This is a genomic window from Pseudomonas allii (assembly GCF_055380095.1).
In genome coordinates this window covers 2,230,242-2,256,238 of record NZ_AP039450.1, presented here as the reverse complement: position 1 = coordinate 2,256,238, position 25,997 = coordinate 2,230,242, and the positions used below count along the sequence as shown (strand labels likewise).

Annotated in this window: 20 protein-coding genes; 12 read left to right on the top strand and 8 right to left on the bottom strand. The window is 59.7% G+C overall.

Annotated elements, in window-relative coordinates:
* Positions 1–3: 3 nt before the first annotated feature.
* The 4 genes from mgtA to ACZ445_RS10355 all read right to left on the bottom strand — a co-directional run bounded on the left by mgtA (position 4) and on the right by ACZ445_RS10355 (position 4,179).
* Positions 4–2,709 carry a magnesium-translocating P-type ATPase gene (gene mgtA / locus ACZ445_RS10370; RefSeq protein WP_179028973.1) on the bottom strand — a complete coding sequence of 902 codons (2,706 nt, stop codon included), beginning with the start codon at positions 2,707–2,709 and terminating at the stop codon, positions 4–6.
* Positions 2,710–3,155: 446 nt separating this feature from the next.
* Positions 3,156–3,500, bottom strand: coding sequence for an FKBP-type peptidyl-prolyl cis-trans isomerase (locus ACZ445_RS10365; RefSeq protein ID WP_058427149.1), 345 nt, complete (start codon positions 3,498–3,500; stop codon positions 3,156–3,158).
* 39 nt (positions 3,501–3,539) lie between these two features.
* Positions 3,540–3,941 carry a type II toxin-antitoxin system HicB family antitoxin gene (locus ACZ445_RS10360; protein ID WP_016977415.1) on the bottom strand — a complete coding sequence of 134 codons (402 nt, stop codon included), beginning with the start codon at positions 3,939–3,941 and terminating at the stop codon, positions 3,540–3,542.
* Between the two features lie 52 nt (positions 3,942–3,993).
* Complete coding sequence (locus ACZ445_RS10355; protein WP_081049342.1) at positions 3,994–4,179, bottom strand: type II toxin-antitoxin system HicA family toxin; 186 nt, start codon at positions 4,177–4,179, stop codon at positions 3,994–3,996.
* Positions 4,180–4,719: 540 nt separating this feature from the next.
* Between ACZ445_RS10355 and ACZ445_RS10350 the strand changes: the two genes are divergently transcribed.
* From ACZ445_RS10350 to ACZ445_RS10335, 4 genes are all read left to right on the top strand, one after another.
* Complete coding sequence (locus tag ACZ445_RS10350) at positions 4,720–4,965, top strand: DUF6124 family protein (protein WP_058427150.1); 246 nt, start codon at positions 4,720–4,722, stop codon at positions 4,963–4,965.
* 308 nt (positions 4,966–5,273) lie between these two features.
* Positions 5,274–7,088 carry a flavin monoamine oxidase family protein gene (locus ACZ445_RS10345; RefSeq protein WP_464708271.1) on the top strand — a complete coding sequence of 605 codons (1,815 nt, stop codon included), beginning with the start codon at positions 5,274–5,276 and terminating at the stop codon, positions 7,086–7,088.
* Between the two features lie 112 nt (positions 7,089–7,200).
* The gene (locus ACZ445_RS10340) at positions 7,201–8,088 is read left to right on the top strand and encodes a nitrilase family protein (RefSeq protein ID WP_058427151.1); all 888 of its coding nucleotides are present in this window, start codon (positions 7,201–7,203) and stop codon (positions 8,086–8,088) included.
* 32 nt (positions 8,089–8,120) lie between these two features.
* A complete protein-coding gene (locus ACZ445_RS10335) occupies positions 8,121–9,272 on the top strand; it encodes a hypothetical protein (protein ID WP_464708270.1) in 1,152 nt (383 codons plus the stop codon).
* Positions 9,273–9,583: 311 nt separating this feature from the next.
* Here ACZ445_RS10335 and ACZ445_RS10330 read toward each other — a convergent pair whose 3' ends face one another.
* Complete coding sequence (locus ACZ445_RS10330; RefSeq protein WP_058425563.1) at positions 9,584–10,204, bottom strand: transglycosylase SLT domain-containing protein; 621 nt, start codon at positions 10,202–10,204, stop codon at positions 9,584–9,586.
* A gap of 171 nt (positions 10,205–10,375) precedes the next feature.
* On the opposite strand from ACZ445_RS10330, the gene ACZ445_RS10325 reads away from it, so the two are divergent.
* Positions 10,376–11,872, top strand: a complete 1,497-nt coding sequence (locus ACZ445_RS10325) for a PAS domain S-box protein (RefSeq protein WP_058425564.1) — start codon at positions 10,376–10,378, stop codon at positions 11,870–11,872.
* Positions 11,873–11,974: 102 nt separating this feature from the next.
* Positions 11,975–12,247, top strand: a complete 273-nt coding sequence (locus tag ACZ445_RS10320) for a DUF1652 domain-containing protein (protein ID WP_058425565.1) — start codon at positions 11,975–11,977, stop codon at positions 12,245–12,247.
* Here ACZ445_RS10320 and ACZ445_RS10315 read toward each other — a convergent pair.
* Both ACZ445_RS10315 and ACZ445_RS10310 read right to left on the bottom strand, forming a co-directional pair.
* Positions 12,210–13,403, bottom strand: coding sequence for an MFS transporter (locus ACZ445_RS10315; RefSeq protein WP_058425566.1), 1,194 nt, complete (start codon positions 13,401–13,403; stop codon positions 12,210–12,212). The two genes, ACZ445_RS10320 and ACZ445_RS10315, sit on opposite strands and share 38 nt — an antisense overlap.
* Positions 13,404–13,480: 77 nt before the next feature.
* On the bottom strand, positions 13,481–13,789 hold the full coding sequence (locus ACZ445_RS10310; RefSeq protein WP_058425567.1) for an RcnB family protein: 309 nt from the start codon (positions 13,787–13,789) through the stop codon (positions 13,481–13,483).
* 174 nt (positions 13,790–13,963) lie between these two features.
* Here ACZ445_RS10310 and ACZ445_RS10305 point away from each other — a divergent pair, with 174 nt between their 5' ends.
* The 4 genes from ACZ445_RS10305 to ACZ445_RS10290 all read left to right on the top strand — a co-directional run bounded on the left by ACZ445_RS10305 (position 13,964) and on the right by ACZ445_RS10290 (position 21,416).
* Positions 13,964–18,175, top strand: a complete 4,212-nt coding sequence (locus ACZ445_RS10305) for a dermonecrotic toxin domain-containing protein (RefSeq protein WP_464708268.1) — start codon at positions 13,964–13,966, stop codon at positions 18,173–18,175.
* A gap of 207 nt (positions 18,176–18,382) precedes the next feature.
* Positions 18,383–18,940: a helix-turn-helix domain-containing protein gene (locus ACZ445_RS10300; RefSeq protein WP_058425569.1), complete on the top strand. Its 558-nt coding sequence runs from the start codon at positions 18,383–18,385 to the stop codon at positions 18,938–18,940.
* Between the two features lie 11 nt (positions 18,941–18,951).
* Positions 18,952–20,298, top strand: a complete 1,347-nt coding sequence (locus tag ACZ445_RS10295) for a glutamine synthetase family protein (protein WP_464705106.1) — start codon at positions 18,952–18,954, stop codon at positions 20,296–20,298.
* A gap of 20 nt (positions 20,299–20,318) precedes the next feature.
* Positions 20,319–21,416, top strand: a complete 1,098-nt coding sequence (locus tag ACZ445_RS10290; RefSeq protein WP_464708267.1) for a DNA alkylation repair protein — start codon at positions 20,319–20,321, stop codon at positions 21,414–21,416.
* Between the two features lie 37 nt (positions 21,417–21,453).
* On the opposite strand, the gene ACZ445_RS10285 is transcribed toward ACZ445_RS10290, so the two are convergent.
* A complete protein-coding gene (locus tag ACZ445_RS10285; RefSeq protein WP_058425572.1) occupies positions 21,454–22,347 on the bottom strand; it encodes a LysR family transcriptional regulator in 894 nt (297 codons plus the stop codon).
* A 130-nt stretch (positions 22,348–22,477) separates the two neighbouring features.
* Here ACZ445_RS10285 and ACZ445_RS10280 point away from each other — a divergent pair, with 130 nt between their 5' ends.
* Together ACZ445_RS10280 and ACZ445_RS10275 are read left to right on the top strand one after the other, a co-directional pair.
* The gene (locus ACZ445_RS10280; RefSeq protein WP_058425573.1) at positions 22,478–24,124 is read left to right on the top strand and encodes a GMC family oxidoreductase; all 1,647 of its coding nucleotides are present in this window, start codon (positions 22,478–22,480) and stop codon (positions 24,122–24,124) included.
* Between the two features lie 65 nt (positions 24,125–24,189).
* Complete coding sequence (locus tag ACZ445_RS10275; protein WP_179029935.1) at positions 24,190–25,812, top strand: MFS transporter; 1,623 nt, start codon at positions 24,190–24,192, stop codon at positions 25,810–25,812.
* Positions 25,813–25,997: the final 185 nt, after the last annotated feature.

The following is a 25,997-nucleotide window of genomic DNA, read 5'->3' as shown; positions in this document are numbered from 1 at the left end:
TGTTCATTGCCAGCCAAACTTACGGATGTAGTACCCCTTCACCGCCTGGGTCAGCGCCATGTACGCCAGCAGGATCACCGGCAGGAACACGAAATACAGCGACGGCAGCGCCTGCAATTTGAAGTAGTGCGCCAGTGGCCCCATCGGCAGGAAAATCCCCACCGCCATGATCACGCCTGTCATCACCATCAACGGCATCGCCGCACGGCTTTGCAGGAACGGGATCTTCGGGGTACGGATCATGTGCACGATCAGCGTCTGGGTCAGCAGCCCCACCACGAACCAGCCGGACTGGAACAGGGTCTGGTGGTCGGGGGTGTTGGCATCGAAGACATACCACATGAGTGCGAACGTGGTGATGTCAAAGATCGAGCTGATCGGCCCGAAAAACAGCATGAAACGGCCGACATCTCCCGGTTGCCAGCGCTGTGGTTTGCTCAGCATCTCGTCATCGACGTTATCGAACGGGATCGCAATCTGCGAAATGTCATACAGCAGGTTCTGCACCAGCAGGTGCATCGGCAGCATCGGCAGGAACGGGATGAACGCACTGGCCACCAGCACCGAAAACACATTGCCGAAGTTGGAACTGGCGGTCATCTTGATGTACTTGAGCATGTTGGCGAAGGTGCGCCGACCTTCCAGCACGCCCTCCTCCAGGATCATCAGGCTCTTTTCCAGCAGGATGATGTCGGCCGCTTCCTTGGCGATATCCACCGCGCTGTCCACGGAAATACCGATATCGGCGGTACGCAGTGCCGGCGCATCGTTGATGCCATCACCCATGAAGCCCACCACATGCCCGTTGGCCTTGAGCAGGCGCACGATGCGCTCCTTGTGGCTTGGCGTCAGCTTGGCGAACACGTTGGTGGTTTCCACCGCCTTGGCCAATTCGGCGTCGGTCATGTCCTCGATGTCGTTGCCCATCAGCAGGCCTTGTTGCTCCAGGCCCACTTCGCGACAGATCTTGGCGGTGACCAATTCGTTGTCACCCGTCAGCACCTTCACGGCAACGCCGTGGGCCTTGAGCGCCTTGAGCGCAGGCGCGGTGCTTTCCTTCGGTGGGTCGAGGAAGGCAACGTAGCCGATCAGCGTGAGGTTGTTCTCATCCGCCAGGCTGTAGGTATCACGCCCCGGTGCCATCGGCTGTGCAGCCACGGCGACCACGCGCAGGCCTTCTTCGTTGAACGCTGCCGTCACCTGGCGAATGCGCGCCAGCAACTCATCAGTCAGCGCCTCATTGGTCTCGCCATGGCGCACGTTGTTGCACACCGAGAGGATTTCCTCCACGGCGCCCTTGCAGATCAGCAGGTGCGGTTGGCCCTGTTCGGCGACCACCACCGACATGCGGCGACGATTGAAGTCGAACGGGATCTCATCAATTTTCTGGAACGCGGTGCCGACTTTCAGCTCGCGATGCACCTCGACGTGCTCCAGCACCGCCACATCCAGCAGGTTTTTCAGGCCGGTCTGGTAGTAGCTGTTGAGGTAGGCCATTTCCAGCACGTCATCGGACTCTTCGCCCCACACGTCCACATGGCGCGCCAGGAAGATCTTGTCCTGGGTCAGGGTGCCGGTCTTGTCGGTGCACAGCACGTCCATGGCACCAAAGTTCTGGATCGCGTCCAGGCGCTTGACGATGACTTTTTTGCGCGACAGAAACACCGCGCCCTTGGCCAGGGTGGACGTGACGATCATCGGCAGCATTTCCGGGGTCAGGCCCACGGCAATCGACAACGCGAACAGCAGCGCTTCGGTCCAGTCACCCTTGGTGAAGCCGTTGATGAACAGCACCAGCGGCGCCATCACGAACATGAACCGAATCAGCAACCAGCTGACCTTGTTGACGCCGTGCTGGAACGAGGTGGTCGCGCGGTCGGTGGCGGTCACACGCTGGGCCAGCGCGCCGAAATAGGTGCTGTTGCCGGTGGTCAGGATCACCGCCGTCGCCGCGCCGGACACCACGTTGGTGCCCATGAACAGGATGTTCTCCAGGTCCAGCGGGTTGCGGGTCTTGGCGTCCTGCTGCTGGGCGAACTTCTCCACCGGCATCGATTCGCCGGTCATCGCCGCCTGGCTGACGAAGAGGTCCTTGGCACTGAGCACACGGCAATCGGCGGGGATCATGTCACCGGCGGACAGGAAAATCAGGTCACCCGGCACCAGTTGCTTGATCGGCAATTCGATGCGCTTGGCCTCGTCCCGACGCAGCACGGTGGCAGTGTTGCTCACCATCGCCTTGAGGGCATCGGCGGCCTTGTTGGACTTGGCCTCCTGCCAGAAGCGCAGCAGCGTCGACAACACCACCATGGAGAAAATCACCGTGGCGGCCTTCATGTCTTCGGTCAGCCAGGAGATCAGCGCCAGCAGGGTCAGCAGCAGGTTGAACGGATTTTTGTAGCAGTGCCACAGGTGCACCCACCAAGGCAGCGGCTGCTCATGCTCGACTTCGTTGAGGCCGTATTGCACACGCAGGGCGTCGGCTTCCTGAGTGTTCAACCCCTCGGCGTGGCTGCCCAGGGTGCCGAGCAATTGCACGGCACTGTTGTTGGCCGAGACCACCAGGGTTTGCGCCAGGGTCGGCGGCACTTCGCGGCTGACGCTGGCGTCGGTCACGGTTTCGAGCATCGCCAGGCGGCGGAAATGCCGGGCGATGTGCCGGGTCCGCAGGAAGCCGGCGAAGAACTCTTTGAGCAGAGTGAGGTTCATGGTGTTACTCCTGCGCGAGGATAAAACCGTCGTGCAGGTACTGCCCTGTGCGCCGCGCCCTTTTTACTGGCACAGCCACCCAGGCCCGCCTGCCGCAAAGTGCAGGCGCGTCCGTAGCATCCCGAGGTAAGCCGGGCGCTGGTCAGCGTCGATGAGAGGGATTCGGGCAGGTGCCAGGACTGGCCGCTGCCGGGATGCCGCTTCTCGCTTTTAGTGGCGAGACAACGGCATCGGAAAAATGCGCGTTACCTTGCCAAGCCTGTGCCGGTTACCGAAACCGGCCGACTACTGTCACTCGAACAAGTACCCACTGAGGGTCTCCGCTATTGATGAAAACGCGCGAAGCTTACGCCCCGATGATGGGAGAGTAAACCGTAGGAAAGTTTCCGTATGGTGAATAAGAAGATTCTTCAGGGAGGGTTCAGGAAGCGTTTATCTTGGAGGTCTCAATCATCCCGCGTCAGTACTTCCAGCAACTCAATCTCAAAACGCAGGTTACTGTTGGGCTTGATATGCGCGCCCATCGACCGCTCGCCATAGGCTAGATGCGCCGGCACGTACAAGGTCCGCACACCGCCGACCTGCATGCCCATCAAGCCCAAGTCCCAGCCCTTGATCACACGCCCGGTGCCGATCACACACTGGAACGGCTTGTCGCGCTCCCAGGACGAATCGAACACCGTGCCGTCCTCCAGGGTGCCTGTGTATTGGGTGGTGATCAGCGCGCCCTTGACAACGGCTTTGCCGGTGCCGGGGCGGATGTCGGTGATTTGGAGTTCTTCGGGGCTCATGGGGAATCCGTTGGATAGATAGTGTTTGCTTGAGTTGGTTTACGCTGAAAGCTCGCGCAATGCAGCAGTCGCCAGGAACCCTGACCGCGATGCATAGCGATGGTCCTTCTGCACACGCTCATCAATGCGTTGCAACAGATGTTCCGGCAAAGAGGCATTAAACCGCACTGACTTGCCCAGATAGGGCGTTAGATCAAAGTCAATGATCGCCCAGACACCACCTGCGAAATCCGGATTACCTATATGAGCATCAACCTCCTGCGCCTGAGGAAGCTGTTCTTGATCGGCAACCAGGCCTTCAAGGTGCAAAGCCAATGCTTCACGAACATTATCCAATGCTTCGGAGAAAGATCCACCCGCCGAGAAACACCCCGGCACATCAGGAACGGTCACGCTGTAATCCGAGTCAGCGTCTTTATGCACTACCACTGGGAATTTCATTGATCCTCCTCTGGACGAGCCCCTTCGGCGCTCGTCCAACGCTCCAGCAGAGTCATTGCTTGAGCCCTGCTGACTTGAAAATACTGTGTAGAGTGCCCTTGGCAATCTCCGCCTTGGGATGAGGGACGGTTACTCTCCCCCGCTTCACAGGGTGTTTGAACTGGTGATGACTCCCCTTCACCGCCACCTCAACCCAACCATCTGCAACCAACAGGTCAATCACCTCTCGACTTCTCATCGCCCACCCTTAGGTGTGTATATTACACACCGCTAAATGGCAATGCGTTTTTTGTACACACATGACACACCAATGAAAAAAGCCTGCTGCCCCTCAAGCAAGCTTGTGCGCCGTGATGATGACGATGTGCGAAACCTTTGCGCCAGAGAACTAATGTCAGTTTTTGTGCCTTGATCTTATGGCGCCATACGGAATATTGGAGAGATGACACACCTCAAATCAGTGACATTTCCCTTTAACTCGCAGGACGTTTCCGAGAGAATCCCAACCGCTTGCGCCGCTCAAGTCACGTGGCTAGTCTTCGTCGGTCACTGCCAATTCAGTGACTCGGGGTTTGGTAGACCACGAGTGATTAGGCGCTAAGCGCCCCCTTATGCAAGGCGCTTTTTTTTGGCCCTGCGTTATGGTGGCCGTGCGCAGGGCACCTTCGGGTGCACCGGGTCCTAATCACCGGTCTACCAATCTGCGTACGGTCACCACCTTAAAAATCGTTTGGTAGCGATGGTGGTGACATTCCAACTTTGATTAGGAGTTGAACCTATGGACAAACCTGTCCCCGCCCCACCCGCCTCAGACCTGAAACTCTTCACCACCACCCCCGACCTCAGCTTCGAAGACGCCCTGGCCCACGCCAGCAGCGTGTTGCGTTGTGCCGCCGTTGCTGCGCAGACGGCAGGGGATCAACTGGACGGGACGTCACGCACATTGGTGCTGTCGGTCATGCACTTGGTGGACATGGCCAGTGTGATGGTGGATCGGTCGCTGGAGTGTATGCAGCCGCGCTAATAAAATGTTGCCTAGGGTGAGGGAGCATGCTCCCCCACTTTTAAACGCTTGCACTGCCCCTACAAAAAAAATACGACTTTCCCTAGCCAAAACCAAACTCCAGCCTATTTCTGACTAGCTACGCTCACATCCATCCTATCCAGAGTCCGTTAACTCTGAATAGGGAATATCAGAATGACCATCGGTTCCACCTTTAACTACCCCGCAGATGCCGCCCAATACACTCACCGAAAAAGCGCTCCAGCAAGAGCAAATGGGCAGCCAGGTTTCCTAACCCACCGGACTTATGTTTTGACTACCGCACCTTAGTGGAACAAGTCAACGGTATTGCCCAAGCCACTGAGCCACATCATAAAATATGTATTATTGGCGTTGGCATTACAGGATTGACAACTGCACGTGAACTTTACCGATGCGGTTTCACAAACATAACGTTAATAGAAAAATCAAAGCGCATTGGCGGCAGACACCTTACCGCTCTTGGGAATAACAACACCAACACCGTTGGCAGACCGCCTTTCGAAATGGGCGCAATGAGAATGCCGTTCTTCAACAAATCAAACGAACCGCCTAAAGATGGGCGTTCGCTCATGGCCTATTACGCCTCCGAATTCGAATTGCACCACACAGACTTCCCCAACCCAGGCAGCTCTGCGGTCCGATCTACAGGTATATTTCTACGAGAAGGGAGTATAGATGGCAGCACCGAACCCACAATGCTTATCTGGAAAAACACTGATGGCAAAACACCGCCCCCAGGTCAAACATTGGGCAATGTTTTCGCCAAATGGAAAGCCTTCGCCGAGCGAATGACGTTGATCGTCTCAGAACATTACGCCGCTGAAGACTGGGAGAACATGTGGAACTCAATAGTCAAAAAATATGAAAGTATCTCCTTCCGCGACTTTGTAAAAATGCCAAGCCTCGATAGCTGGCACCACAGTGATCCTGGAAACTTCGGTGGCCTGGGCATGACCGCACAGGAATCCGCTGTCTTCTACTCCATCGGCATTGGTGATGGCAGTTGGGGGGCATTCTATGACGTATGCTCGCTTTACCCCCTTCGCACCTCGATATTTGGATTCAGCAGTCATCTGCAATTAATCCACGGGCGCGTAGACGCGGACGGCACTCCGATGACATCGCCTTACTTGAATCATCACGAGACCTTGGATTCGAGAGGCCTTGCATTCAATAAACCCAACTACATTGGCCTTGGAGCTCTGGCCGAATCCCTGCTCTTCATCACACCCGAAGAAGCACCTGAATCGCTATACGAGCACCTCATAAAAAGTCATTCAGGCTTCATGACCAGCAGTGCAGTGACAAAGATCAAGAAACTAAAAAACGGGAAAATACGGGTGTATTTCGACTGGAACATCACACAAAAAGAACAGACAACGAAAAATTTCCTCGATTACGACTCCGTGGTAATGACACTGCCTTCGTGGCTGATCGAAACACAAATATCAATTGAAAACTTCAACCAGGAAATGCTTCCATTTGAAGTCACCGAAGCCTATAAAAAAGCCCACTGGGAAACCAGCTGCAAAGTGTACGCGCCTCTCAAAAAATCTTTTCTCTCTCAGAATAAAAAAATCCCTCACGCCATCGTGACAGATAGTTTGGTTCACGACGTATATACCTACCGCTACAACGCCACCAATACCTACGATTGCATCCTTCTCAGCTACACGTGGGAAGACGACGCCACCAAGCTATCGGTATTCACCGATGAAGAACTTGTTGACAGATGCATCGAAGACCTCGACAGAATGCTTTTGAAATCCACCAACATAAAAGAAAAAATATCACCGTATATCGGACGCAATCACGCGGTGGTTCAACGCTGGATGAATGATAAAAACTCGCTTGGCTGTGCAAAACTTTACCGTGCAGGCACTTATTACGACGCCATGAAGCTACTGAAATACAATCGGGACTTTTCTCACATCTCGGGGCTGTACCTCTGCGGTGAGTCTTTCTCTGTAGATGCGGGCTGGACGGAACCCTGCTTCAGAGGAGCAATTGATACCGTGATAAACATTTGTAGTAAAACCCAAGCCGATTTCAACGGCGGCTTTACGATGCATGACTACCCACTTTATAACGCCGCACCATAAAAGAAAGAGACTACAACGCAACGGGAATTACCCGACTTTTAATTAAACATTTGTTCGCCTCTTATAAACGCCCAACCGATTCCCGGTTGTATAACAATAAGAGGTCACCTCCATGAGCGAACCAGCAAGCCCCGCCCGCGTAGCCGTCATCCAACTGGACCCTCAGGTTGGCATGAACAACCGAACCAATAACCTGCGTCAAAGCCTTGCACTGGCGACCGAAGCGGCAAACGGTGGAGCGAACCTGATCGTACTGCCCGAGCTTACCAATTGCGGGTATCTCTTCAGCAGTCGCCAGGATGCCTTTGATCATGCCGAGCTGATTCCAGGCGGCGAAAGTGTGCAGGCTTGGATAGATTTTGCCAGCAAGCATCAGGTGTACCTGGCGGCAGGCCTGTGTGAAATAGACGGTATGCAGTTATTCAATACGGCTGTGCTACTAGGTCCCGATGGGGTCATCGGCAAATACCGCAAGGCGCATCTATGGAACCTGGAAAAACTCTGGTTCACGCCTGGTGATACCGGATTTCCAGTATTTGAAACACCGATCGGTCGTATTGGCTTGCTGATTTGTTGGGATATCTGGTTCCCGGAGGTGCCACGTATTCTCAGCCAGCAGGGCGCCGATATTATTTGCAGTCTGAACAATTGGGTGTGGACGCCTCCGCCGCTATTCGATGAGGCCGGCAAATGCATGGCGTCGTACCTGACGATGACCGCCGCCCATGTCAATAACGTGTTTATCGCTGCCGCCAGCCGCATCGGCGAAGAGCGGGAAGCGCGTTACCTCGGATGCTCGTTGATTGCCGGAACCAATGGCTGGCCGATAGGCGCGGTAGCTTCAGCCAATCGCCAGGAAATCCTGTTCGCCGACATTGATATCACCAGCGCCCGCAGTGCTCCGATCTGGAACAGCCTCAATGACCTGCAGCGTGATCGACGTAATGATCTCTACGATCAAATGCTCGGCTACTCCCGACACCCTGCTCTTCCACGCTGATCGGAGGGCACTATATGAAGACACTCATACACATGAAGACCCGCTGGTCCAGGGCCGATCTCACAGTCCTGATATTGGGGTTAGCCAGCGTGGTACTGGTGCTGTGGATTGCACTTGGCAACCAATGGTCTTGGCCGGGCTACACCGAGATGGTCACAAGCCTGCCCCATCCCGTTGCCTGGCTACGGTGGATAGTCGGGGATATCAGTGAAGTAGCTTTCTACAAGCACGAACTGGCATCGCTCGGTTTGTTGGGCGGCGCGTACCTGGCATGGTGGGCGAGTAAGCACGGTAAAGCCTGGCAAGGATTTTCTATTTCCTACGGAACAGGACTATGGCCTTGGTTGGTGACAAGCTCACTGCTGGGGTTGATGCTGAGCAATCTGCTGTGGGGTTGGAGCGTCACCGCGCAGACGTGGCAACCCACGTTTGCGGCATTCGTCTCGTTACCGGCAGCCATGGTGCTGATGTTCGGCGGCGGCTGGAAAGTTGCCGTAAACGGTGCGGTATTAGGCGCATTGCTGGTAACACCCCTTTGCCTGCTGATCGTGAACTTCGTATGCGTTCCACTCGGTCTTCCCGTGGTGATCGGCAACGTAGTGGGCATGGCGATCGGCAGTGTCATTGCGTTTGTATTGTGCCGTCGAGTGCCGTCGCTGGTGAGTTCTGAATACCTAGCCCCCGCCAAACCGGCACCCGACAAACCGCCCAGTTATGGTATTACTTGGAGTCTGCGTCGAGTGCTGGCGGATTTTTCCGAAGCGCCTTTTTTCGGGAACGAACTCGCGAGTCTCGGGTTGTTGGCAGGTGTGCTGGTGGCCTATGCGCTGAACCCGATCAGCCCGGCGTATGGATCGGGCCTGGTGTTGTCCCTGCTTGCGGCCCAGGCGCTGACATCGGCACTGGGTGTCGTGATCTGGCGAACACAGTGGATGAAACGAGGATGGTACCCGACCTACGTTCCACTGGTCTCTGTAGTCCCGGCGGCGGTATTGACCCATGGTGGTAGTTGGACCGTCATCGGTGCAAGTGCACTGCTCGGGGCTCTGGTCGCGCCGCCACTGGCCTGTGCGATTGCGGGTCGCTTGCCCGCACACTTTCACCCTTATATTGGCAATGTCACCTCAATGGCGTTGAGTACGCTCATGATAGTGCCGTTGGTGGGTTGGTTGATTCAGATGTAGCCCATCCCCCACGCTGTGCTCTTCACGCAGCGTGGGAACAGCTTTTGCCCTTTACAACTGGCCTTCTCAAGGTCTTTGAAAAACCGGCCATATCTGGCTGATCCCCTCCCAATAGGGTGGTCACTGCAACTGTGGCGAGCGGGCTTGCCCCGCGTTGGGTCGCGAAGCGGCCCCAAAACCAGCGGCCGAGAAGTGCCTGATTCACCGCATTCCTTCCTCCAGGGTCGCTTCGCGACCCAACGCAGGGCAAGCCCGCTCGCCACAGGGTACTTACCGCCTGTGCGACCTTAAGACCTTGAAAGGGCTGCCCCTTACAACCACCGCCAAAACCGACTCCACCCCCCCCGCCCCAAATCATCCTTGCACCGCGCATATTGCGCCGCATACAGCTGCGACCGCGCCTGTACCTTGCTGGCCACCGGCGGCAGCCAGGCCTTGGCGGCGTAGGTGCGCTGGCGATAGCCGCCCCAGCCTTCGTGGTAGTTCAGGTACTGGCCGTAGGCATCGTATTTGTACACGCCGTTGACGGTGTAGGTCTTGTCCATGTACCAGCCGACAAAGTCGATGGCATCGTCAAAGTCCTGGCGACTGGCGCCACTGCGGCCGGTGCTCTTGCGGTAGTCGTTCCACACCTCGTCCTTGGCCTGGGCGTAGCCGGCGGCGGTGGAGACGCGGCCCCAGGGAATGATCCACAGCAGGTATTTACGCGGGGCCAAGGCGTCCTGATGGAAGCCGGACTCCTGATACATGATCGCGAACGGCACCTGGATCGGTACGCCCCAGCGTTTTTGCGTGACTTTGGCAGCGTCGTACCAGTCGTCTTTTTCGCGGAAGATACCGCACAGGTCATTTGGCGTACGTGGCGGCGAGGTGCCGCACGCCGCCAGCAGGGAGGTGAGTAACAACAGTCCGACGGCTTTGCCTGCACTCACGGGGCACCTTTGCGAGATATGCGTAAAAGGCCGGCATTCTACGCGCCCCCTGCGCGGGATGCCGAGTGGTGGCTGACCCCAGCCCGTTCAATGCCAGTGCCCCGGTAGTGCATCCGCACTATCCTGAGCCCCAGGTGTCGTACTCCCATATGCCGAACCCCAGGAGAACCCATGACCCAGGATGTGCTTGCCAAGGAAACCAACCGCCGCCAATTGCAGCAGATCATCTCCGGGCTGTCTGACGGCGTGATCCTGGCCGAGGTCGATCAAACCATCCTGTGGGCCAATGAGGCCGCACTGACCATGCACGGCGTGGGTGACGTGATGGGGCTGGGGGCCAACGGGCAGCAATATGCCGAACGTTTTGCCCTGCGCTATCGCAACAACCACCCGGTGCTGACGGACAACTACCCGCTGGCCAGGGCGGCTGCGGGCGATGAGTTCAGCGATGTGGTGGTGGAAGTCACCCCCACTGCCGATGAGGAAAAAACCTGGGTGCACCGCTTGCGCAGCCTGGTGATCACTGACTCCCACGGTGAAGCGGAATTGCTGGTACTGATCCTCAGCGACGCCACCGAGTGGGCCAGCGCCGAACAGCGCTTCGAAAAAACCTTCAACGCCAACCCGGCGCCGGCGGTGATCTGTCGCCTGAGCGACTTGCGTTATATCAAGGTCAACCAGGGTTTCCTGGAGATGACCGGCTACAACCGCGACCAGGTCATCGGCAAATCCGTGTATGAATTGGACGTGCTGGAACAGGCCGAACGCAAGGACCTGGCCATCCAGCGCCTGGGCGAAGGCGCGACCATCCCGCAGATGCAGGCCGAACTGCGGCTGCCCGAAGGCGGCAGCAAGCTGGTGATCGTCGCCGGCCAGCCGTTGGACATGAACGAAGAAGACTGCATGCTGTTTTCCTTCATGGACCTGGAGCCACGGCGCAAAGCGGAAATCGCCCTGCGCCAGAGCGAGGAACGTTTCGCCAAATCCTTCCGCCTGACCCCGGTGCCGACCCTGGTGTGCAACGCCGGTAATCATCAGGTGGTGGACGTCAACGAAGCCTTCATGAGCATCACCGGTTATACCAGTGAAGAGTTGATCGGCAAATCGATCGAGGACATCGACTTTATCGACAGCGCCCAGGCCGGCGCGCAGTTGTTCGCCCGCCTGGAGAAAGCCGGCAACCTCGACGGCCAGGACCTCAAGGTGCGCAAGAAAGGCCACGAGGTGATCGACTGCGTGGTCTCCGCCGACACCGTCATCATCCAGGACGTGCCCTGCTACCTGTTGGTGATGATGAACATCACCGAACGCAAACGCTCGGAGCTGGAACTGGTCGCGGCCATCGAGGAAGTGATGCAGGACGCTTCGTGGTTCAGCCAGACCCTCATCGAAAAACTGGCCAACGCCAAGAGCGTCAACAGCGCCAGCCAGTCGAACGTGGCCTTCACCGACCTCACCGCCCGCGAGCGCGATGTGCTGGGCCTGATCTGCGAGGGCTTGGCCGACAAAGAAATCGCCTCGCGCCTGAAACTGGCGCCCAACACCGTGCGCAATCATGTGGCCACCGTGTACTCCAAGCTGGGGGTGCACAGCCGCAGCGCGGCGATCGTCTGGGCCCGTGAACGCGGGCTGTTTGCCGGGGAATTGCGGGTCAAAAACAAGCCATGACAGTGCAAATGCACTAGTACACCTAGTGCGAATTCGCCTTATTGCAGCGAGGGCTAATCAATAACCTTCTCGGTATTGAAACTGATGCCTGAAGGAACCTGCATGTTTACCCTCGCCCAACTGCGAAACTGCATCGAAGAAGGCCTGTCGCCGCTGACCTGCGAGTTCACCCTGTGCCGGGATGCGTCCCTGACCCTCAAGGTCTACGACGCCGAAACTGGCCGGGTCGACCTGGTCGTCACGGGGATCAGCACCAACCGCCTGCAGACCCCGCAAGAAGTGGAAAAGATGGTGGAAGAGCTGCGTTACGAGCTGCAGAGCAACACCATGGGCAAGCTCACGCTGGATGACTTGCCTTCAACGACGCCCCAATGAAATAGAACACCCCGCCCCCGACGATAAACGCCCCCAGCATCCAGAACATGTACGGGGCCGGCAGGCTGGCCAGCACCAGCCCGCACAGCACCGGCCCCAGCGCAGCGCCCAGGTTGGACAGGTTCTGCGCCCCGTAATACATGCCGCGCAAGTGGTCCGGGGCGATCCGGTCGATAAACATGTATTCGGCCGGGAACACAATGATCTCCCCCACGGTGAACACCGCCATCGCCAGCACCCACCACAATACGCTGGTGGACAGCGCGAAACCGATGAGCCCCAACATGAACATGCCCAGGCCGGCGATCAACCATTGGCCCAGGTAGCGGTGCGAAATGCGCCGGCCGATCACGTACTGCAAGGCGATCACCAACACCGCGTTGGTGACCAGTACGGCGCTGACCACGGTGTAGGTGTAGTCGGCGGTGGTGGTGGTCACCAGGTATTGCGACAGCCACGCGGTGAACTGGCCGAAAACCACGGCACTCAGTACACCGCCGAGGGTGAAGCACACCAAACGACGATCCTTCAACAGCACCCGGCCAACGGCGAGGAACGGCACTGGCTTTTGCGTGGTGTCGACAGTGGCCAAACTACGATCACCCCAACGCCAATACAGCAGGAAAAAAACCAGCCCCAACAGCGCCGACAGCACAAATGGCAAGCTGATTTCCAGCTTGGCCACCACCGCGCCAAACGCCGGGCCAACGGCATAACCGATATTGGTCAGGGTGTACTTGATGGAAAACACTTCGCTGCGCGCGTCCTCGGGCAACAGGCTGGCAAAGCCGGCTTTGGCCGCGATATCGATCACGGCGTGAGCCAGGTTGATCAGGATCAGGCAGGTGTAGAAGGTCCAGATATTCCCCGCGAGCACCATGCCGACAAAGCCCAGTAGGAACAGCAAGGTGAGGGCCAGCAACAGCCGGTAGCTGTGGATACGATCAACCAGATACCCGCCATACACGCTGAGCAGCGAGCCAACGATCAACGAACTGCCGATCACCAGGCCGACCTGGGTAATGTCGAGGGCGAAATGGCGGGTGAGGTAAATCACCAGGTACGGAAAGGTGATGGCCTTGGCCAGCGTGAGCAGCAACGTCGAGGACAGCAACAGGTTAACGGTGCGGGGGTAGTTTCTTATTGTGGCAAGCATCCTGCTCTCTTTCCTTGAAGGTAACGCGGCCTTTATAGCCGGCTACCTTAACTCAGGAACAGGGCCTAAATGCAAGGTCATTTCTTGACGGGGGTGATCTCGAGAATGGTGCCGTTGGTGGTCTTGAGCAGCACGAAACGGTCGCCTACCCGTGCCCATTGGCTGTCTTCTTCAGGCTGTTTGAGACCGCGCTTTTTCCAGTCGCTGACGGCCGATTCCTTGCGCATCAGGATATCCGGGGCGCGATCACCCTCTTTCAGGTCACGGGTGTTGATGCTGGAAGGTTTCACCGTCTCCTGGGGCGTATCACCGGCGTGCACGATAAAGCTGGCGGTGGACAGGCTCGCGGCGACCAGCAGGGAGGCGAACAGGGATTTTGATGTCATGGGTGTTCCTCAATGAATGATGCGTACCCAGGTTCGGACCGCTGCTGCACGCAAACATTCAGCCGCAATCACAAACACCGCACACGCCACCCTTCGACGTATTAACGGGATAGCGCACACGCTGTCCGCGTCGCCAGCACCATGGTCATTCACCTTATTTTGCAGGTAATTGACATGCGATACGGCAACGCTCTATCGACCCCGATGATCACCACGTTGAACACCCGCGACAGCCGCCGGGCAAGCCGCCTGGTCCAGCGGATCCAGACCCTGAACAGCGAAATCAGGCAGCTGTTGCAGGGGCAACCCACGTTTTTCAGCTGTGTGCAGGATGCGTTCAACCAGGCGTTCAACACGCTGCCCACGCCCCTCGACCTGACCAGGACCTACCTCAAGATCAACCCGGCAGACGCGTCCCCTACCGAGCCGGCCCAAGCCTTGAAGCCTTTGCTGCCAACGCTCATGGAGGCCGCCGTGGAGCGCATCGTCACGCGACGCGCCGGCCACTACGCGACGCGCGCTACCCGCTTTCACCTGACCTGCGACGGTCGTGACGACGGTTCGACACTGGCACTCACCCCACAGGCGTTCGACCGTTTTCTCGATACGCTGGCAAGCACCCTGGCGGCGCGCTTCAACACCCAGGTCGAACAGTTCTGGGGCGCGCCCATCGACACCAACGATACCCGCACCTGCAAACAGTGGCTGGCCGAGAAGCGCCTGGATCTGATGAGGGCCGAAGCCGAACTGCTGAAGATCGACGGCTTGCTCGAGGTGTCGAGCGAGCTGCTGCTCCTGCGTGTCATGCGCTACCCGGATGCGGCCTCCCGACGCGCCTTGAACGGCTATAGGCCCTGCGCCTTGGGCGTGGTGGTCAAGGACAAACTGTCGCGGGATATCCCGCTGTACGGGGCATTCGTGCTTACTGCCCGAGACCCGGACGACGCCCAGGTGCGCTTTGAAGGTGAGGAAAAACCGCTGCAGGTGCGTGACATCGCCCCCCAGGCCAACGTCGGCAATGTGCTGCTGTACCTCCCGACCAGCGGTTTCGAAGCCTTCGACTCCTTGACCGGCCTTGACCGCGAATTGCATCGCCGACTCAACAGCGCCATCGAATTCGGCGACATCCTGGCCCTGATGAGCCACAACGATCGTGCCAGCGGCCTGGCGTTTCACCAGCAACAACCCCAAGGCGACCAGTTTCGCTACCTTGAACGACTGGAGTCGGTCTTCAACGGTAGCCTGCACGCGTTGCATGAACGGGCACAGGCAGACTTCACCTGGATGATTGCGCACTACCAGCGCCAACCCCACGGCCTGGACCCACGGCAATTGCCGGCAAGCCTCGACCGGGTCACCGATCTGAGCCGTGCCTTTGATGCCAGTGGGGTCCTCGTCGCCCGCCATCAGAAGAAACTGCGGCGTCAGCTCCAGCAGTTTCTCAAGCACGCGAGCCCCGACGATCAGCAACGCTGGTCGAGCACCACACAGGCTTACGCCGATGCCTTGCAGCAACTGTCCGTGCCCGAGGGGCTGCCCTCCCTGTCCCAATTCAGCGACCCCGCCGCCGTGCTGTCCTACAGCAATCAACAATTGCGCACGCGGCTGGAGGACGAATATGGCCTGGTGACCGACCCGGACACCCTCATCATCCACACCAAGACCTACGCCTCCCGCCCCATCGGCAGCTATGTGGTCGGCGGCAAGCCGCAACCGCCGGCGACGGGTACGCCGGTCTACACCACACGTACGCTGACCCTGACCGCATTGGCGCTGGAAAACATCGAGTGGCTGGACCTGAACTTCACCAACTTCGCCTGGCTGACCGATAAAGACCAGGCGCCCTATACCGCGCTGACGGTGGCGCAAGTCAAGGAGCTGGTGCGCAAGGTCAATATCGGTGACAGCTACGAGCAATTCCTCAAGACGCGCCTGGTCAGCTCCAGCGAGGCGCACGCCGACCAGGATCGCTACGCCCAACTCATGGCCTTGCAACTGCGAGTGGACGCCATCGAGGCCAAAATCGCCGGCGACTTCCTGCCGGACCGGCTCGACCGCGGCTACAACTGGGTGATGAGTGCCCTCGCCGGCCCCATGGATGACGATAAACGCCCCACCGTCGAAGAGCACCGCATCATCGTCAGCAGCCTGAAACTGCGCGGTGAACGGGTGCGCGGGGTGCTGGTGTTTTCAACCGCGTCCCACAGCGTCGCCTCCCTGGTGGTGTATACCCCCGGCACCGCCAACGGCCGGCTGTTCCACGAATACGCCGATGCCTCGGCCATGCACCGCGACTTCATCAACCACAGCGCCTGGCGCGACTACCTGACCGGCCGTGTGCAACTCAGTGCCCGCCCGCGCATCCAGAACCTGCTTAAAGGGGGGGCCAATGAAACGGTCATCGCCTTGAGCCGCATCGCCGATCACTTCCTTGAAGAGGCTTACCAGGCCGAAGCGTCCGCGGTGATCAACGACGCCAATGCGCAATCGACCAGCACCCAGGAAGCCAACCTCGAAAGCGCCGCCACCCTCGTCACCGCGGCACTGGACTTCGCCACACTGTTCCTGCCGGTCAAGGTCATGCTGCCGATCGGCCTGTCCAGAAGCATCCTGTCCATCATCAATGCCGTGGAAGCTGCCCAGCTCGGCGACCGCACCGCCGCCGCCCAGTACATAGTGCGGGCCCTGGGTGAGATGGTGGGCGCGGTGATCGACGGTGCCATCGGCGGCGCGCGTTCGGCGAGCAAAGCGGTTGCAACCGGCCCCAGGCTCAACCCGAAGCTGGCGTTGCGCAGCAAGCCCACGGGTATCAAGGCGCTGGCTGGATGGGAAGAGCAACAGATCTACGTACAAGATACGCCGACGCCCGAGGCCTTCGAGGCGCCTCGGCATTTCCTGCAGGAGAACGGCCGCTGGTATTCGATCCGCAGGGATCACGATGCCCAGGTCTGGCGGCTCAAGGACCCACGGCGCGCACCCAGTGCGTACCCGGGCGAGCCTCTCTACCGCACGGTTCAAGGAGCCTGGGAGATCCGCTCGCCACTCATCGGGCTGTTCGGTGGCACACCGCCTAGCGGGCCGGAAATCGCGTTGATGGACCTTTTCCCGCACCTGGACCTGCAACAGGCTCGGCGGGTGTTTGAATCCTTCAATTTCCCCGCGTTCAATAACCTTGAACACCAGATGTCCCTGGTGTTCCGCCTGAGCCGGGCGCCAGACCAGCTCGATGTGAGCTTTGCGTACCTGCAAACCACCCAGAATCGCTTCTGGGCTCGATTGCAGGGCGCAGACCTGCCGAGCGCGCAAACCGTCACCGCCATCGACCCCGCGCCCGGGCCAAGCAGGCCAGCCCTGCCGCCCCGGCGCCCTGCGCGCAGCGACGCCGAACGTTTCGTGGATTGGGGGCAGGCCTTTGCGCCACAGACGATGAACCCTGTGCCGGGGCGCCCGGGCGTGTGGCGCCGAAGCCAGGCGCTGCAGGACTACATCAAGATCAACGGGCGTTACTACGCGATCCTGCCAGGCGATAGCGTATTCGCCACACAAGGCGCGAGGACCGCCATCGTGTCGGCAGACCTGCCCCACTCGACATTCGCGCAGTTCGAACACGTCGTCGCGAACGCCCCGCTCGAACAACCCAGGCTCGTGGAATACAACGCTCACCTGGATACCTGGCTCATCCACCCGCAGCCGCCGCTTCCCTCATCGATTGCCACGCACATGAACCGCATGTTCCCCCGCTTCGACCCACTCGCCCGCGCCCAGCTTGGCGCAAGCCTGTTCAACACAGCCAACCCTCCCGGGTTGACCGCAAAAGGCTTTGCGCATGTGCTCAACACCCTGCAGGACTGGACAGAATGGACCCGGGGTGCTGCCGGCACACTGACCCAGCGCCACGCCCTGATCGCGAACGACCCGTTGGCACTGCTGCCCACCTTGCCGAGAGGGCCTGGCCCATTCGAATGGTCATTGGGGGTTTCAAATGGGTTCAACCTCATACGGTTCGACACGGCTGGGGTGCGTCCCACCCTGGTTTCAAACCTGTTGGAGCGCCCCACCCAAATCAACATCAAGACGCTGATGCGCGAGCTTCTGACAGACAGTCACTATGAAGTCTACGACTCGCGGTACAGCACCGAGTTGATCTTCCGGCGCGCAGACCGGCCGACCTGGTATTGGCTGACGTTGCGCAAGACCCACTCCCCGAAGCTGTCCGCCAAACAGTACAACCCTCAAACGCCCACACCGGCCAACCTGGAGGGACAGCGACCGACCTTGCGCGACGCGCTGATTCAAGCGCGCGACACCGGGAACCTGCTGCTGTTGATCGGCGGCGTAGAGCTGACAGGCACCTGGGGCGTGAAACCGTTTATCTTCCGCCCCTGAAAAACCGGCCCTATCTGGCTGATACCACCCCATTAAAGGTAAACACTGCAACTGTGGCGAGCGGGCTCGCCACAGGGTACTTGTCGCCAGTTCTACCTGAAAACCTGGAAAGGGCTGGACCCTAAGGCCGATACCGTGGCGAAGGCGCTGATTGCCTGCGTGAAATAATTCCTGTAGTTTTTCATGAAATTATTCGACATAAATTTCATGACACCCCAAGAAGAACTCGCCACCCTCGCCGCGCTGATCCATGACCTGCGCAAGCACAAGAAGCTCACCCTCGCCCAGCTCGCGCAGAAAATCGAGCGCTCGGTGGGCTTCCTGTCCCAGGTCGAGCGCGGCCTGTCGCGCCCGACCGTGGCCGACTTGACCGCCATCAGCCACGCCCTCGACGTGCCCACCACGTACTTCTACAGCCAGCCCAAACCCAAGGCCGTGGACTGGATCACCCGCCCCAACGAGCGGCGTACGGTGTACTACGCCAACGGCATCACCGACATCCTCGTTTCGCCGAGCATGAACGGCGCCTTCTCGATGCTCGACAGCCTGCTGGCCCCCGGTGCCAACAGCGGTGAACAGACCATGAGCGACCGCGCCGAACAAGCCGGTTTTGTGCTGGAGGGCGAGTTGACGTTATGGGTGGAGGGTGAAGATGGCTCAGTCACCCTCGGCCCCGGCGACAGCTTCCACCTGGCCAGTTTCGCCCATTGCCGCTACGCCAACCTCACCGACCTGCCCGCCCGCGTGTTGTGGGTTTACAACTAGGAGCAACACCCGTGAAAAGCCATGCCTCCACGTTACTGGCCGAAGTACGGACCTTTCGCCAGAACCATCCCGATGTGCGTTATGTCGACCTGATCGCCCTGGACATTCCCGGGCACTTCTACGGCAAGCGCTACCCCATCGAGATGCTGGAAAAAGTTGCCGCCGGCAGCCCGTTGAAGCTGCCGCAGAATGCCGTATTGCTGGGGGTTCAGGGTGGGTTGTTCAAGATTGGCGACTACTGCTTCAACGACGGCGACCCGGATGCCAACCGCCGCCTGGTGCCGGGCACGCTCAAGCCGGTGAGCTGGGAGTCGCAGCCGCTGGGCCAGATGCTGATCACCTCGGACGGCACCGAAGCGCCCATCGAATTCGAACCCCGCGAAGTGCTGGCCAAGGTGCTGGAGCGCTTGCAGCACAAGGGCATTCACCCGGTGGTGGCGTTCGAGCTGGAGTTCTACCTGTTCGATAAAAAACTCGACAACGGCCTGCCGCAATTCGCCCGCGACCCGCTGAGCGATGATGCCGACGACCAGCCCAACCTGCATATCGAACGGCTGTCGCGCTTCAGCGAAGTACTCGATGACATGGCGCAAACCGCCAAGGACCAGGGCATCGACATCACCGTGATGACTGCCGAGATCGGCCCAGGCCAGTTCGAGATCAATTTCGGCCACCTCGACGACGGGATGCGTGCTGCCGACTGGGCCGCCCTGTTCTGCCGCAGCACCCGTGGCGTGGCGTTGAAACACGGTTACCGCGCCAGCTTCATGGCCAAGCCCTATCTGCAATTTCCCGGCAGTGGCATGCATGTGCATGTCAGCCTGTATGACAGCGCGGGTAACAATTTGCTGGCGGCACATCAGCAGCAACCCCTGCGCCATGCCGTGGCCGGCTGCCTGCAATTGCTGCCGCACTGCATGCCGATCTTCTCGCCCAACCACAATGCCTTCCGCCGCCTGGGCGGCACGGTCAACGCCGCCACCCGCGCCAGCTGGGGCTTCGAAGACCGCGACGCCTGCGTACGCATCCCCGAATCCGACCCGCGCAACCTGCGCATCGAGCACCGCCTGGCCAGTGCCGATGCCAACCCGTACCTGGTGCTGGCGGCGATCCTGGTCGGCCTGGAGCACGGCCTTGAAACCAGGCACGAACCCATCGCGCCGCTGAATGAGGACCGCAGCAGCGGCAGCGACTTCCCCCTGGAAATGCTCGACGCCGTGCGTGCCATGCAGCATCACGTGGTATTGCGCGATAAGCTGGGCGCCGAATTTGTCGACGTGTACTGCGAAAACAAACGCCAGGACCACCAGGCCTTCCAGCAAGAGATCCATGCGCGGGAATATCGCTGGTTTCTCTGACATCAACTACGGAATCACCGATGACCGACCAAAGCGCCCCAGCCCTCAAGGAAATCTTCAACGTCGAACGCCTGCAACACATCGCCAGCGAGATGACGGCGGTGTACCCGGCGTTCGACGCCAAGGGGTTCCTCAAGCACGCCAAGGCCGGGCTGGCCGAATTGTCGGTGATGCAGCGCATGGCGCGGGTCAGCGAGAGCCTGCATGCGGTGATCCCGCTGGACTACCCGCAAACCCTCAAGGTGCTTTATGCGTTGGCCCCACGCTTGAACAGCGCGTTTGTCAGCCTGTTCCTGCCGCACTTCGTGGCGAGTTACGGACGGGATGATTTCAAGCGTTCAATGGCCGCGCTCAAGTACTTCACGACGTTTGGCTCCGCTGAATTCGCCATCCGCCATTTCCTACTGCACGACTTCCCCCGCACGTTGGCGGTGATGCACGAATGGTCGCTGGATACCAACGAACACGTGCGTCGCCTGGCCAGCGAAGGTTCGCGGCCGCGCCTGCCCTGGTCATTCCGCCTGGCCAACGTGCAGGCCAACCCGGAACTGTGCGCGTCGATCCTCGACAACCTCAAGGCCGACAGCAGCCTGTACGTGCGCAAATCGGTGGCCAACCACCTCAACGACATCACCAAGGACCATCCGGAGTGGGTGCTCAGCCTGATCGAAGGCTGGAACCTGGACCACCCTCACACCGCCTGGATCGCCCGCCACGCCCTGCGCAGCCTGATCAAACAAGGCAACACGCGCGCGCTGACGATCATGGGCGCCGGAGCCAGGGCCGAAGTAAAGCTCCACCATCTGCAAGTGACGCCGGCGGTGATCAACCTGGGTGAGCGGATCAACCTGTCCTTCACCCTGGAATCCACCGCCGCAGCCCCTCAGAAACTGGTGGTGGACTACGCCATCGACTATGTGAAGAGCGCCGGCCACAGTGCGAACAAGGTATTCAAGCTCAAGGGGGTCTGCCTCGGTGCCGGGGAGCAGCAGCACCTTCGGCGCGAACAGCACATTCGCGACATGACTACCCGCAAGCATTACTCAGGCCGGCATGTGGTGCATGTGTTGGTGAATGGGGAAAGGCTGGGCAGTGCCGAGTTTGAGTTGCGTGCCTGACGGGGTCCGGTGCTCCCACAGTATTGATCCGGTTTCGTCAGTTGGCTTCGCCCAGCAACAAGCCTTGCTCACGCGCGCACAACTCCACCACGTAATCCCACAACACCCGCAGCCGCACTGACTTGTGCAATTCCCGGCGCGAGCTGATCCAGTAGCTGCGCTGGATCCCCTCCCCCGGCAGCAACGGCACCAGGTCCGGGTCGCCGGCGGCCATGAAGCACGGTAATACCGCAATCCCCAAACCGGAGCGCGCCGCCTGATGCTGGGCGATCACGCTGGTGCTGTGGAACACCACCTTGGGGTTGCGGCAGAAGCTGCTGAGGAATTTGAGTTCCTGGCTGAACAGCAGGTCGTCGACATAATCGATCCAGGCGTGTGCCGCAAGGTCTTCGCGCTTTTCAATCGGCGGGTTGCGCGCCAGGTAGGCGCGGCTGGCATAGAGGGCCAGGCGGTAGTCGGTAAGTTTGCGCGTGACCAGTTGATCGACGCTCGGCCGCTCGAGGTGGATGCTGATTTCCGCTTCGCGGTTGAGGATGCTGACAAAGCGCGGCACCGCCACCAACTCCACTTCCAAGCCGGGGTAGCGCTCGAACAGCCCGCCCATGCGGCTGGCCAGGAACATCACGCCCAGGCCTTCGGCCACACCGAGGCGGATCTTGCCCAGGGGCGCGGCAGAATGAGTCAGTTCGTCTTCGGCCAGCAGCGCGACGTTTTCCATCGCTTCGGCGTGCTTGAGCAAGGCTTCGCCGGCGGGGGTCAGTTCGTAGCCCTGGGCATGCTGCACGAACAGCGCGGTGCCGAGGCTTTTCTCGATGGCTTCGATATGCCGGGCGACGGTGGCGTGGGTGGTTTTCAGGCGTTGCGCGGCGGTCAGCAGACGGCCGCTGCGCTGCAATTCGAGAAAGTACCGCAGGTCGTTCCAGTCGAACATGACGCCTCCATTGCAGGAACCTCGGCCCCGCTGTTTAAAAACGCACAGCAGCTGGGCAAAAACTAACATTTTTAAGACGAAAACTAACAACTAGGATGGGGCCAATAAGAAAAACAAGCGAGACCTTCAGATGCCCATTGCAACTGCTGAATACGATTACATCGTCGTAGGCGCCGGCCCCGCGGGCTGCCTGCTGGCCAATCGACTGTCCGCCAACCCCGCCCATCGCGTGCTGCTGCTCGAAGCCGGTGGCCGCGACAATTACCCCTGGATCCACATCCCCGTCGGCTACCTGTTCTGCATCGGCAACCCACGCACCGACTGGTGCTTCAAGACCGAAGCCCAGGAAGGCCTGCAAGGCCGTGCGCTGAGTTATCCACGGGGCAAGGTGCTGGGCGGCTGCTCCTCCATCAACGGCATGATCTACATGCGTGGCCAGGCCCAGGACTACGACGGCTGGGCGGCCGCAGGTAATGAAGGTTGGGCGTGGAAGGACGTGCTGCCGCTGTTCAAGCAGAGCGAAAACCACTTTGCCGGCGGCTCGGAATTTCACAGCGACGGCGGTGAATGGCGGGTCGAGCAGCAGCGTCTGCACTGGCCGATCCTCGATGCATTCCGCGATGCGGCGGCGCAGAGCGGCATCGCCAACATCAACGATTTCAACCAGGGCGATAACGAAGGCTGCGGCTACTTCCAGGTCAACCAGAAAGCCGGGGTGCGCTGGAACGCGGCCAAGGCGTTTCTCAAGCCGGTGCGCCAACGCCCCAATCTCACCGTGCTGACCGAAGTGGAAGTGGACCGCGTGCTGCTGGAAAACGGCCGCGCCTCCCAAGTGGTCGGGCGTCAGCAGGGCCAGCAAGTGAGCTGGAAAGCGCGCCAGGAGATTGTGCTGTGCGCCGGCTCCGTCGGTTCGCCGGGCATCCTGCAACGCTCGGGAATTGGCCCGTCGAATGTGCTCAAACCGTTGGGCATCAATGTACTGCACGAGTTGCCCGGCGTCGGCGGCAACCTCCAGGACCACCTGCAACTGCGGCTGATCTACAAACTGGAAAACGCCCGCACCCTCAACCAGATCGCCGGCACTCTATGGGGCAAGATGGGCATGGGCCTGCGCTACCTGTATGACCGCAGCGGCCCGTTGTCGATGGCGCCCAGCCAACTGGGTGCGTTTGCCCGCTCGAGTCCGGAACAGACCTCGGCCAACCTGGAATACCACGTGCAGCCGTTGTCCCTGGAACGTTTTGGCGAGCCGCTGCATGCCTTCCCGGCGTTTACCGCGTCGGTCTGCGACTTGCGCCCGCACAGTCGCGGGCGCATCGACATCCGCTCGGCCAACCCGGCGGACGCACCGCTGATCCGCCCCAACTACCTCAGCCATCCGCAAGACCTGCGCGTGGCCGCCGATGCCATCCGCCTGACCCGGCGCATCGTCGCCGCACCCGCCCTGAGCCAGTTCAAACCGGTGGAGTATCTGCCGGGCGATTCGCTGCAAACCGAAGAGCAATTGCACGAAGCCGCCGCGCGCATCGGTACGACGATCTTCCACCCGGTCGGCACCTGCCGCATGGGCAACGATAAAGACGCCGTGGTCGACGCCCAACTGCGGGTGCACGGGGTGCCCGGCTTGCGTATCGCCGATGCGTCGATCATGCCGCGCATCACGTCCGGCAATACCTGCTCACCTACGCTGATGATCGCGGAGAAGGCCGCTCAGCTGATCCTTTCGCCGAATACAAGGAGTCTCGCCCCGGAGAAAGAACTGGTTCATGCAATCTGAATAGCGGCGCCGAACCTGGCGCCGACAGTGGAACAACAATAAATAATCACTGTGAGGGCTACCCGATGTCAGAACATGCTCAAACCCTGGGCTCGCCGATCGACGCGAGCACCAGCAACGACTCAAAAAAGGTCATCTTCGCCTCGTCCCTGGGGACGGTGTTCGAGTGGTATGACTTTTTCCTCTACGGCGCCCTGGCGGCGGTGATCAGCAAGCAGTTCTTTGCCGGGGTCAACGACACCACGGCCTTCATCTTCGCCTTGATGGCCTTTGCCGCCGGCTTTGTGGTGCGGCCATTCGGTGCGCTGGTATTTGGCCGGTTGGGCGACATGATCGGGCGCAAGTACACCTTTTTGGTGACCATCATTCTGATGGGCGTGGCGACCTTCTGTGTCGGCTTGCTGCCGACCTATGCCAGCATCGGCATCGCAGCGCCGATCATCCTGATCGTGCTGCGCATGCTGCAGGGCCTGGCGCTGGGCGGCGAATACGGCGGCGCGGCGACCTACGTGGCCGAGCACGCACCGGCCGGCAAGCGCGGCTTCCACACCAGCTGGATTCAGTCCACCGCCACCATCGGCCTGCTGCTGTCGCTGCTGGTGGTGCTGGCCTGCCGTTACTTCACCGGCGACCAGTTCGAAGTGTGGGGCTGGCGCATTCCGTTCCTGTTCTCCATCGTGCTGCTGGGCATTTCCACCTGGATCCGCATGAGCCTGCACGAGTCGCCCGCGTTCCTGAAGATGAAAGAGGAAGGCAAGGCCAGCAAATCGCCGATCCGCGAGTCCTTCGGCAAATGGGAAAACCTCAAGGTGGTGCTGATCGCGCTGTTCAGCATCAACGGCGGGCAAGCGGTGACCTTCTACGCGGCACAGTTCTACGTGCTGTTCTTCCTCACGCAGTTCCTGAAGATGGACCCGGCCCTGGCCAACATGCTGTTGATCATCAGCGTGGTGATCGGTGCACCGTTCTTTATCTTCTTCGGCTGGCTGTCGGACAAAGTCGGGCGCAAGCCGGTGCTGATGCTCGGCCTGCTGCTGGCCACCGTGCTGTACTTCCCGATCTTCAAGAGCCTGGCGCACTACACCAACCCGGCGATGGACCAGGCGAGCAACCAGGCGCCGATCACCGTGATGGCCGACCCGGCCACCTGCACCTTCCAGTTCGACCCGGTGGGCAAGGCGAAATTTGACAGCCCGTGCGACAAGGTCAAGACCTTCCTGGTCAAGCAAGGCCTGCCCTACAGCAGCGCCGCCGCACCCGCCGGCAGCCCGGTGCAGGTGAGCGTGGGCGAAGTGCGTATCGACGGTTTTGACGAAAAAGCCCTGCGTGGCGCGGTGACCCTGGCCGGCTACCCGTCTTCGGCGGATGTGGCCCAGGTCAACAAGACCATGGTGGTGGTGCTGATCGTGGCACTGATCCTGATTGCCGCCATGTGCTACGGCCCGCTGGCGGCGTTGATGGTGGAGCTGTTTCCGACGCGTATCCGCTACACCTCGATGTCCCTGCCCTACCACATCGGTAACGGCTGGTTTGGCGGGTTCCTTCCGACGGTCTCGTTTGCCCTGGTGGTGTACACCGGCGATATCTTCTACGGCCTGTGGTACCCGGTGGTGGTGACCGGGGTGAGTTTGATCGTGGGGATGGTCTGCCTTAAAGAGACCCGCCACGTGGATATCGATAACAACTAACCCGATCTCCTGAACACAGAAGATCCCCTGTGGGAGGGGGCTTGCCCCCGATAGCGGTGTATCAGTCGAGGATTTTTGACTGACACTCTGCAATCGGGGGCAAGCCCCCTCCCACATGTGCCTTCAGGCGCCTACATAAATTGCTGTACATCCATACAGATAATGGTTGATCAATGCGCGCTGAC

Coding starts and splice junctions, on each gene's coding strand:
- mgtA (WP_179028973.1), bottom strand. CDS start 2,709: ATGAACCTCACTCTGCTCAAAGAGTTCTTCGCCGGCTTCCTGCGGACC.
- ACZ445_RS10365 (WP_058427149.1), bottom strand. CDS start 3,500: ATGAGCCCCGAAGAACTCCAAATCACCGACATCCGCCCCGGCACCGGC.
- ACZ445_RS10360 (WP_016977415.1), bottom strand. CDS start 3,941: ATGAAATTCCCAGTGGTAGTGCATAAAGACGCTGACTCGGATTACAGC.
- ACZ445_RS10355 (WP_081049342.1), bottom strand. CDS start 4,179: ATGAGAAGTCGAGAGGTGATTGACCTGTTGGTTGCAGATGGTTGGGTT.
- ACZ445_RS10350 (WP_058427150.1), top strand. CDS start 4,720: ATGGACAAACCTGTCCCCGCCCCACCCGCCTCAGACCTGAAACTCTTC.
- ACZ445_RS10340 (WP_058427151.1), top strand. CDS start 7,201: ATGAGCGAACCAGCAAGCCCCGCCCGCGTAGCCGTCATCCAACTGGAC.
- ACZ445_RS10335 (WP_464708270.1), top strand. CDS start 8,121: ATGAAGACCCGCTGGTCCAGGGCCGATCTCACAGTCCTGATATTGGGG.
- ACZ445_RS10325 (WP_058425564.1), top strand. CDS start 10,376: ATGACCCAGGATGTGCTTGCCAAGGAAACCAACCGCCGCCAATTGCAG.
- ACZ445_RS10320 (WP_058425565.1), top strand. CDS start 11,975: ATGTTTACCCTCGCCCAACTGCGAAACTGCATCGAAGAAGGCCTGTCG.
- ACZ445_RS10315 (WP_058425566.1), bottom strand. CDS start 13,403: ATGCTTGCCACAATAAGAAACTACCCCCGCACCGTTAACCTGTTGCTG.
- ACZ445_RS10310 (WP_058425567.1), bottom strand. CDS start 13,789: ATGACATCAAAATCCCTGTTCGCCTCCCTGCTGGTCGCCGCGAGCCTG.
- ACZ445_RS10305 (WP_464708268.1), top strand. CDS start 13,964: ATGCGATACGGCAACGCTCTATCGACCCCGATGATCACCACGTTGAAC.
- ACZ445_RS10300 (WP_058425569.1), top strand. CDS start 18,383: ATGACACCCCAAGAAGAACTCGCCACCCTCGCCGCGCTGATCCATGAC.
- ACZ445_RS10290 (WP_464708267.1), top strand. CDS start 20,319: ATGACCGACCAAAGCGCCCCAGCCCTCAAGGAAATCTTCAACGTCGAA.
- ACZ445_RS10285 (WP_058425572.1), bottom strand. CDS start 22,347: ATGTTCGACTGGAACGACCTGCGGTACTTTCTCGAATTGCAGCGCAGC.
- ACZ445_RS10280 (WP_058425573.1), top strand. CDS start 22,478: ATGCCCATTGCAACTGCTGAATACGATTACATCGTCGTAGGCGCCGGC.
- ACZ445_RS10275 (WP_179029935.1), top strand. CDS start 24,190: ATGTCAGAACATGCTCAAACCCTGGGCTCGCCGATCGACGCGAGCACC.